Origin of the sequence: Methylobacter svalbardensis, assembly GCF_037671525.1 — a bacterium.
Taxonomy (GTDB): domain Bacteria; phylum Pseudomonadota; class Gammaproteobacteria; order Methylococcales; family Methylomonadaceae; genus Methylobacter_A; species Methylobacter_A svalbardensis.
Map to the genome: position 1 here is coordinate 1 of NZ_JAWPOH010000093.1, position 8979 is coordinate 8979.

Consider the following 8979-nt stretch of genomic DNA (forward strand, 5'->3'; position numbering starts at 1 on the left):
AAACTTTCCAAATAGGTGCGCTCATCCTCAGTTAAACGCACAATATATTTCTTTGCCAATCTATCGTTCCCCAATAATGTAAAAAACCTACTCTATGGGGATTTTATACGACAAAACAAGACTGACTTAGTACTAGTATTTAATCACGATTTTTTTCAACTTTTACAACAAGAGGCTCAACTATGAGTGTTCAAACGCCCCTAACTCCAAGTCCGGAAACGCAAGCTATGCTCGACTGTTTACGTCAAGCTGTTGCAAATACCTTGGAGCGCAAGCGGCGACTGGGACAGTACGCGGTGCTATGGTCTGGAGACGCACCTATCGCAGTTGGTGAGGATGCGCCCGTAAAGTTAAAAGCAGAACAGGTACTTTCTCAGGACTGAAAAAGCGGTGTTTTTGTAAGGAATTAAAACCTAATATTTCGTGCAGATAACGGTTTGGTTAAGTTAACAAGATGCAAAATCTCAACCTGCTTTTTTAAAGTATTTACCCGATAAAAAGCCGTATATCCTTCATAAGAAAATTGCCTAATATCATCTTTATAAACCAAACCGCTTTCAGGAAAACTTTTCAGCACCTTGTTAAATGCCGCTACCAGTTTCGCTACAAATTTTTTACTCGTCAGCGGATTATCCAAGGCAATGAAATAAGCAATATCTTCTAATTCTTCATCAGCTTGGGGCATGATTTTTATTTGATATTCATTCATCCGCTATTTGAAGTCGCTGCTGGACTCTTAGATTTAATTGATTAACATAATCATCATCAATCGTTATTCCTAACCCCTGATTTGCTTGATCAATCCCTTGCTGGATTTTTTGTTCTAATTCAAGGTCTAGCGAAGCTTGGTTTTTTAATCTTAAAAACTCGACATAATGCAACACTTCTAAAGCCAAAGGCTCTGGAAAATCTTGCACGCCTTGATAAATTTTTTCTGCTGTATTCATATATTAACCTCGCAAGTTAATCGCTAAATTCCGAATCATAAGCTGGTACGAATTCCGTTAACATTGTTATGCATAGTTTATCCCAAAGTCTTGTAGACGAGTAGGGCGCGCTGTGTGCGCCTTTTTTGCTGCATGTTGTGGCGCCGCGCGGCACGCCCTACACTCGGCAATTTGATGCATGGTATGCTTCGCGTACCATTCACCCTTTCGCAACCGCCCTGTTTTTATTCCTGATCCACTCGCTCCACGATCCCGAATAAAGTTTGGAGCCGGTTAATCCTGCATGTTCCATTGCCAGTAAATTATGGCAGGCGGTGACGCCGGAGCCGCAATAATGAACGACTTGCTCGGGTGCGGTAGCGCCGATAAGCTGTTTAAACTGATCGCGCAATTGTTCTGCCGATAAAAATAAGCCGTTGCTGTCCAGGTTTAATTGAAAGGCCCGGTTTAATGCGTAGGGAATATGGCCTGCAACCGGGTCGATGGGTTCTTGTTCGCCGCGATAGCGTTCAGGCGTCCTGGCATCGATCAGGCAAATGGATTTTTGGGCCAGGCTGTTTTGCACCTGTACGGCATTAAGCCAAGCGGCATCGTTCAGGTACGGTCTGAACGTTGTGGGCTTGGTTGTGGGCAAGGTTGTGGTGATGGGCAGACCTTGTTTTTGCCAGTGCTTGATGCCGCCATCCAATACGGCAACTTTATCATGTCCCATGCAACGCAATAACCACCAGAGACGGCCTGCAAAAGCGCCGCCTGCATCGTCATAAATAACAACCTGTGAGTTGTTATCGATACCCCAGTCGCCCAGTTTTTTTGCCAATAACGCAAAGTCGGGCAATGGATGGCGGCCGGTAAAATCGGTAATCGCCGAAGACAAGTCTTTGTCCAGATGAGCGTAACGGGCATTGGGGATATGTCCGTGTCGATAGGCTTTGGCACCGGCTTCGGTATCCGCTAATGAAAAGCGGCAGTCAACGATTACCCAGTCGGGATGCTTAAGCTGTTGCTGGAGTGTTGCTGCGGAAATTAGGGTGGTGTAGGTCATAGTTTTATACCGTTAAGATGATTTTGCCGATGTGTCGGCTGCTTTCCATGAGTTGATGGGCTTTTGCGGCATCGGTGAGCGCAAAAGTTGAATGTATAACCGGTTTGATGTTGCCGGATGCTAATAAAGGCCAGACGTTTTCAAGCAACTTGTCGGCGATTGCCGCTTTAAAGGCATCGTCTCGGGCTCTTAAGGTGGAGCCGGTAATGGTGAGTCGTTTAAGCATGACGGGCAGCAGGTTTAGTTCGGTTTTCGGGCCCATTTGAACGGCGATTTGCACCAGTCGGGCGTCATCGGCCATACATTTTATATTGCGCGGGAAATAGTCGCCGCCGATCATGTCCAGGATAACATCGACGCCTTTGTTGTCGGTGAGCCGTTTGATGTCTTCGACAAAATCCTGTTCCTTGTAGTTGATCGCGGCATCGGCGCCCAGTTGCAGGCAGAACTCGCATTTGGCTGTTGAGCCTGCGGTGACGATGACTTTGGCGTTAAAGGCTTTGGCCAGTTGTATTGCTGTTGTGCCTATGCCGCTGCTGCCGCCATGAACCAGCAATGTTTCGCCCGGCTGCAAATGTGCGCGGTCGAAGACATTGCTCCACACGGTAAAGAAAGTTTCCGGCAATGCGGCGGCCTGAGTGAAAGACAAGCCTTCCGGTATGGGTAAGCATAACGCAGCCGAGGCGAGGCAGTATTCGGCGTAACCGCCGCCGGTCACCAGTGCGCAGACTCGGTCGCCTGCATTGAAAGAGCTGATGTTGTCGCCTAACGCAACAATGGTTCCGGCAACTTCAAGTCCCGGAATGTCGGATGCGTCGGGCGGGGCCGGATACAGGCCTTTGCGCTGCATCACATCGGGTCGATTGACGCCGGCGGCCGCGACCTTAATCAACACCTGGTTGGCTGACGGCGTGGGTATGGCGCGCTGAACCGGTTTTAAAGCCCCGTTTTCAATTTCAATGGCAAGCATCTGTGCAGGTAGCGGCATCGTTACAATATCGTCAATAAGCTGAGTTGCGGTTATTATAGGCTCCAGTTATTTTCATAAACAATGTGTGGGTAGGATAAAACAGATGATTCGTGCAGGTATTGTGGGCGGAACCGGATATACCGGTGTTGAGCTATTGCGGATTTTGGCGTTGCATGCGGACGTTGAGGTGTCGGTCGTCACGTCACGCGCCGATGCCGGGCTTAGGGTGGATGCGCTTTATCCGAGCTTGCGCGGCGCTATCAATACGGTATTCAGTTTGCCCGAAGTCGAAACCTTGGCCGGGTGCGATGTGGTGTTTTTTGCGACACCAAACGGTACGGCGATGATGATGGCAGAGCAGTTGTTGGCGCGCGGGGTAAAAGTGATCGACCTGTCCGCCGATTTCAGGCTGAAAGACGCCAAGGAGTGGAGCAAGTGGTACGGCATGGAGCACGCGTGTCCCGATTTGATCGCCGAGGCGGTTTACGGCTTGCCGGAAGTGAACCGTGAGGCGATTAAACAGAGTCATTTGATCGCTTGCCCAGGTTGCTATCCAACCGCCGTACAGCTGGGTTTTTTGCCGTTGCTTGAAAACGATTTGGTCGATGTTAAGCATTTAATTGCCGATGTTAAATCCGGTGTCAGCGGGGCAGGGCGTAAAGCGGAGTTGGCGGCGTTAATGAGCGAAACCGGCGAGAGTTTTAAAGCTTATGCGGTTGGCGGGCATCGGCATCTGCCGGAAATTGTACAGGGGCTTGAGTTGGTGGCCGGTAAATCGGTCGGACTGACCTTTGTGCCGCATTTAACGCCGATGATTCGTGGGATACACGCTACCTTATATGGTCAGGCGCATGGCAATCTGGACGATGTGCAGGCCTTATATGAGCAAAGATACGCCAGCGAAACATTTGTCGATGTGCTGCCGCTAGGCTCGCATCCTGATACCCGGAATGTCCGCGGCAGTAATAACTGCCAGATTTCGATCCATCAGCCGCAAGGCGGTCAAACCATTGTGGTGTTATCGGTGATTGATAACCTGGTTAAGGGCGCGTCGGGGCAGGCGGTGCAAAATATGAATCTGATGTTCGGGCTACAGGAAGGCTCGGGATTAAAGACTGTTGCGCTTTATCCGTAGGGGCAAATAATCATTTTCACCCGTATTCATAATTCTTGACTAAAAAGCTGGGTATAGTCATAATTTATTCCAACTCCATTTTTTATAGTGTAAATGTATGTCTAATCCGATAGTTTTTACTGATAGCGCCGCTTCTAAGGTGGGTGAATTAATAGCTGAGGAGGGTAACGATAATCTGAAGCTGAGAGTTTATGTTTCAGGCGGCGGTTGTTCAGGGTTTCAATATGGCTTTACTTTTGATGAAGAAGTCAATGAAGATGATACCCGCGTTGAAAACGGCGGTGTTACGGTATTGATTGACTCGATGAGCATTCAATATTTAACCGGTGCTGAAATCGATTATAAAGAAGATTTGTCGGGCGCTCAGTTTGTTATCCGTAATCCTAATGCAACCACTACCTGTGGTTGCGGGTCTTCTTTTTCCGCATAGTTTCTCCCCCTCGTTGGGCGACAGGATGTCGCCTACAGGGATGTAGGCGCTTAGCGTAAGCAGGGAGCGGAAGCTGCGCCCTTTTTGTTGCGCTGATAAACCCCCCCAAGAATTACAGAGTTAAGCGCTCCCGTTACTTCTTTAAGATTGCCCGGCAGATTGTTTGACGTTTGTCTGGCTAACCACGCAAAAGCCATCGCCTCGACATGATCTGGATGAAGGCCGTACCGCTCTGTTGATTCGACAGGGCATCCAATGTTTCGTTGGATAAGCTCCAGCAAATAGCCATTATGAATGCCACCGCCGCAAATCAATACCCGCTCGGTAGCCGGTGCGTACTTTTTGATCGCATCGCAAATTGTTATCGCCGTTATAAAACATAAGCTGGCCTGTATGTCTTCGGCGTTGTAACTGAATGCGTCGACGTATTGATAAATCCAGGGCAGCGAAAAATACTCTTTGCCGGTGCTTTTCGGCGGGGCGGTATTGAAATAAGCGTCTTGTTCTAACAGCGCCACCAAGTCATGATCGATTTTGCCTGTTTTTGCCCATGCACCGTTTTTATCGTACGACTGGTTCCGGTGCAGTTTGATCCATAAATCCATTAAGGTGTTGCCGGGTCCGGTATCGAAGCCGATAACGTCTGTGTGTTGATGTTTAGGCAAGACGGTAATGTTGGCGATGCCGCCGATATTGACGATGCAGCGATGTTCATTCGGGTGATGGAAGGCGGCTTGATGAAAAGCCGGAACCAGCGGCGCGCCTTGACCGTGGGCTGCAATATCCCTGCGTCTGAAATCAGCCACGGTAGTAATGCCGGTTTTTTCGGCAATTATGTTGGGGTCGCCGATTTGCAGGGAAAAAGGGAATTTTATCTCGGGCGCATGGTAGATGGTTAGTCCATGACTGCCGATGGCATTGACTGCTGAAGCGGGAATATCGGCTTTAGCCAGCAAGGTATTAACAGACTCTGCGAATAAGTGACCAAGCCGGGCGTCCATAGCGCCATATTCTTTGAGCGAAATTAGCGCGTCAGGCTTGCTGAGTCGCTGGATTGTACTTTGAATTTCGTCGGAAAAAGGCAGGTATTCAAATTCGATCAGCTCGACTTTGTTGTCTTTGAAATCAACAAGAGCCGCGTCAATGCCATCCAGGCTGGTTCCGGACATGAGTCCAATATAAAGTTCGGGCATTGCTTGAGTTAATCGTAACGAGATGATCGTATGGATGCAGGAGGTAGGGCAATGTCGGGAGCAATAGTCTCCTGGTTTTTTGCAAATAAACTCTTGGCTTTGGTCTGATTAAGCTGAGCATAAAACGGTTGGGTTTGCGCTTTAAAGTCAGTCAGTAATGCGCTACTGATAGGCATTGAATGCGGTATCTTGACGGTTTCCGGATCGCGATAAAGTCCATCGACATGAAACTCATAATGCAAATGGGGGCCTGTAGCTAGGCCGGACTGGCCCACATAGCCAATAACATCACCTTGCTTAACATGATTGCCGGCGGTTAAGCCTTTTTTGAAGCCGGACATATGGGCATAAAGCGTTTCATAGTGATCGTTATGTTGAATAATTACGACTTGCCCATAAGCGCCTTTGCGTCCACTGAAGGTAACAATTCCATCCCCGGTTGTTTTTACAGGTGTGCCGGTTCTTGCTGCATAATCAATGCCTTTATGAGCCCGAATTCTGTTCAGGATGGGATGCTTACGGTACATGTCAAAATGGGAGCTGATTTTTATGAAATCAACAGGCGTGCTTAAAAACGCCCTTTGCATGGATTGTCCGTCAGGCGAGTAGTAACTGGTTGTGCCGGATTCATTTATATATCTTATCGCTGTGTATGATGACCCTTGATTAACGAATTCGGCGGCAATAATTTCATCACTATCGGTCTCTGTGCCATTAACTATTTTTTTGCCATAAACAATCGTGAATTGATCGCCAGGACGTAGATTGGTGGCAAAATCAATGTCCCATGCAAATATATCCGTCAGTTGCAGGATTAGCTCTTTTGATAAACCGACTTCGAGTCCGTCGAGAAATAAAGAGGTCTCTATAGAGACGTGAGCCGTGTTGGTTTTTGTCGTTTGTGAGCGATCGAAGGTGATTGGATGTGATTGTTTATCATTATTTGGCTGGATAATTCGATCTGCTCCGGTGTTGCCCAGATTCAGTTCGGTAGGTACGTGCTTTTGCCGTTCTTTGTGGGTTAGTGCGGGTTGCAGCGATTTTGAAGCAATAACGATATGTTTTCTACGCGCAGGTTCAAAAGTAACAACAGGGTGAGATGTGTGCTTCAATTTGGCCGAGGCAATGGCTTGTTTGTTATGTTTTGACTTGGTGGCAATGAGTGCCTTGTTGTTTCTCGCGGATTTGGCGGCAACGGGGTGTTTTCTGTTTTTTAGTTTGGTTGAGATAACCGCTTGTTTTTTTGTAATAGATTTTTTTGCCGTAGCTGTCTTGTTTGCAGTGATTGCATTTTTTTTGTTAGCAGACTTCGATATGACGGCGGTTTTTTTACTGTTTGGTGTCGATTTAACTGCAGCTGCGATACTTTTCTTGTTAACTGTCTTGGTGTGTTTTGACTGAACAGTGGCAGTATGAACCGTTCTGGCTGTTGTGCTTTTGCTGATGGGTTTTGTCTGAGTGTGGCCGGCTACCGAAAAGGCTACGCTAATTCCAAAGAGCATGGATGTATAGATTTTTTTTTTCACTAGGCTAAATAATTGAAATTTACGTAAATCATAAAAATTAATGAATTTATAGTTTCATTTTAAGTGGTTTTAACAGTTTTTACCAATTTTAGGCTAGGCAAAGTTTTTATTCAGGGAGTTGATTATTGATTCTATAATGAATCATTTGTAAATAGTTGGAGAAGGAAATTGCAAGAGGACGTATTGGCACACCTGCTTAGAGGGACTGACGAGGTTTTAATCAAGCAAGAATTAATTAAAAAGCTGGAAGAGGGGCGGTCTCTTCGCATTAAGGCGGGTTTTGACCCAACTGCCCCTGATTTGCATTTGGGACATACTGTTCTGATTAATAAGTTGAAGCAGTTTCAAGATCTCGGGCATGAGGTATTGTTCCTGATTGGCGATTTTACCGGGATGATCGGCGATCCAACCGGGAAAAATGTTACGCGGAAGCCATTGACTCGGGATGCGGTGATTGATAATGCAAGAACCTATGAAGAGCAGATATTTAAAATCCTGGATCCGACTAAAACGCTGGTGATGTTCAATTCAAGTTGGATGAACGCAATGTCACCAGCTGATTTAATTCAGCTGGCTGCAAAACATACCGTAGCCAGAATGCTGGAACGAGATGATTTTAGCAAGCGCTTTAAGGGTGGACAGCCCATTGCAATACATGAATTCTTATATCCATTAATACAAGGTTACGATTCGGTGGCGATGAAAGCCGATGTGGAGTTAGGTGGCACGGATCAGAAGTTTAACCTGCTGGTTGGACGCCAGTTGCAAGAGGCTTTTGGACAAAAGCCTCAAGTTGTTATGACTATGCCTATATTAGAGGGGTTGGATGGCGTGCAAAAAATGTCCAAGTCACTCAATAATTATGTTGGGATAGCTGACTCTGCCGATGATATGTTCGGCAAGCTCATGTCCATAACAGATGAGTTGATGTGGCGTTATTTTGAACTGCTGAGTTTTCGTCCCATGACTGAGATAGAGTTATGGGCAGAGGAGTGTAAGCAAGGCGCCAATCCGAGGAATTATAAAGTAAAGTTGGCTCAGGAAATGATAGAAAGGTTTCATGATGCTGCTGCTGCGGTCAAGGCGTTGGAAAATTTTGAAGCCAGATTTCAACGTGGCGCGATACCTGATGAAATGGATGAGCTGGAATTAAAGATTGATGGTGCAAGTCACTGTATAGCGAATATATTGAAAGATTCCGGATTGACGGAGAGCACATCAGAAGCTAATCGTATGATAAAACAGGGTGCGGTAAAAATTGACGGAGAAAAGGTTTCCGATCAAAAAATGGAGATTCCGACAGGCACTCAACATGTTTATCAAGTAGGAAAAAGAAAATTTGCGCGAGTTAAGATATCTGCTTGACCTTATGAAAAGGCGTTGTATAATACGCAGCTCTTCCGGGGTAAACGCCCTGGCAGAGACGCAGCAAGAAACAAAAGTTAACAGGATGTTGACAAGCGGACTGAGTAGGTTATAATGGTCGGCTTCTTCGAGGTTCGGTAAACGACTTCGACAAGGACGGCAAGAAAAACAAAGTTAACAGGGTGTTGACAAACTGAATTGGCTCTGTATAATTGTCCAGCTCAACCGGGGTTTACTCCGGCGCTCTTTAAAAATCTGATCAAAATAATTTGTGTGGGTGCTTGTGACGAGCTATTTACGTTTGTAATAAATAGTCGACATGAGAACTTACGTAGATAAGAAATTATAAACGTTTGAATCTGTAGTCG

Annotated in this window: 10 protein-coding genes; 4 read left to right on the top strand and 6 right to left on the bottom strand. The window is 46.5% G+C overall.

Annotated elements, in window-relative coordinates; all coding sequences use genetic code 11:
- The first annotated feature begins 227 nt into the window (after positions 1–227).
- On the top strand, positions 228–383 hold the full coding sequence (locus RW114_RS18765) for a hypothetical protein (RefSeq protein ID WP_340124279.1): 156 nt from the start codon (positions 228–230) through the stop codon (positions 381–383).
- Positions 384–406: 23 nt separating this feature from the next.
- Here RW114_RS18765 and RW114_RS18770 read toward each other — a convergent pair whose 3' ends face one another.
- The 4 genes from RW114_RS18770 to RW114_RS18785 all read right to left on the bottom strand — a co-directional run bounded on the left by RW114_RS18770 (position 407) and on the right by RW114_RS18785 (position 2980).
- On the bottom strand, positions 407–685 hold the full coding sequence (locus RW114_RS18770; protein WP_340124280.1) for a type II toxin-antitoxin system RelE/ParE family toxin: 279 nt from the start codon (positions 683–685) through the stop codon (positions 407–409).
- Positions 686–701: 16 nt separating this feature from the next.
- The gene (locus RW114_RS18775) at positions 702–947 is read right to left on the bottom strand and encodes a hypothetical protein (RefSeq protein ID WP_340124281.1); all 246 of its coding nucleotides are present in this window, start codon (positions 945–947) and stop codon (positions 702–704) included.
- 199 nt (positions 948–1146) lie between these two features.
- Entirely contained in the window at positions 1147–1992 is an 846-nt protein-coding gene (locus RW114_RS18780) for a sulfurtransferase (protein ID WP_340124282.1), read from the bottom strand.
- A gap of 4 nt (positions 1993–1996) precedes the next feature.
- Positions 1997–2980: an NAD(P)H-quinone oxidoreductase gene (locus RW114_RS18785; RefSeq protein WP_422614845.1), complete on the bottom strand. Its 984-nt coding sequence runs from the start codon at positions 2978–2980 to the stop codon at positions 1997–1999.
- 85 nt (positions 2981–3065) lie between these two features.
- On the opposite strand from RW114_RS18785, the gene argC reads away from it, so the two are divergent.
- Together argC and erpA are read left to right on the top strand one after the other, a co-directional pair.
- Positions 3066–4097, top strand: coding sequence for an N-acetyl-gamma-glutamyl-phosphate reductase (argC, locus tag RW114_RS18790; protein WP_340124283.1), 1032 nt, complete (start codon positions 3066–3068; stop codon positions 4095–4097).
- A 97-nt stretch (positions 4098–4194) separates the two neighbouring features.
- Complete coding sequence (gene erpA, locus RW114_RS18795) at positions 4195–4527, top strand: iron-sulfur cluster insertion protein ErpA (RefSeq protein WP_340124284.1); 333 nt, start codon at positions 4195–4197, stop codon at positions 4525–4527.
- A 50-nt stretch (positions 4528–4577) separates the two neighbouring features.
- Here erpA and RW114_RS18800 read toward each other — a convergent pair whose 3' ends face one another.
- Both RW114_RS18800 and RW114_RS18805 read right to left on the bottom strand, forming a co-directional pair.
- Complete coding sequence (locus tag RW114_RS18800; protein WP_340124285.1) at positions 4578–5720, bottom strand: anhydro-N-acetylmuramic acid kinase; 1143 nt, start codon at positions 5718–5720, stop codon at positions 4578–4580.
- An 8-nt stretch (positions 5721–5728) separates the two neighbouring features.
- On the bottom strand, positions 5729–7246 hold the full coding sequence (locus RW114_RS18805; protein ID WP_340124286.1) for a peptidoglycan DD-metalloendopeptidase family protein: 1518 nt from the start codon (positions 7244–7246) through the stop codon (positions 5729–5731).
- Between the two features lie 168 nt (positions 7247–7414).
- On the opposite strand from RW114_RS18805, the gene tyrS reads away from it, so the two are divergent.
- The gene (tyrS, locus tag RW114_RS18810; RefSeq protein WP_340124287.1) at positions 7415–8611 is read left to right on the top strand and encodes a tyrosine--tRNA ligase; all 1197 of its coding nucleotides are present in this window, start codon (positions 7415–7417) and stop codon (positions 8609–8611) included.
- The last annotated feature ends 368 nt before the right edge of the window (positions 8612–8979 follow it).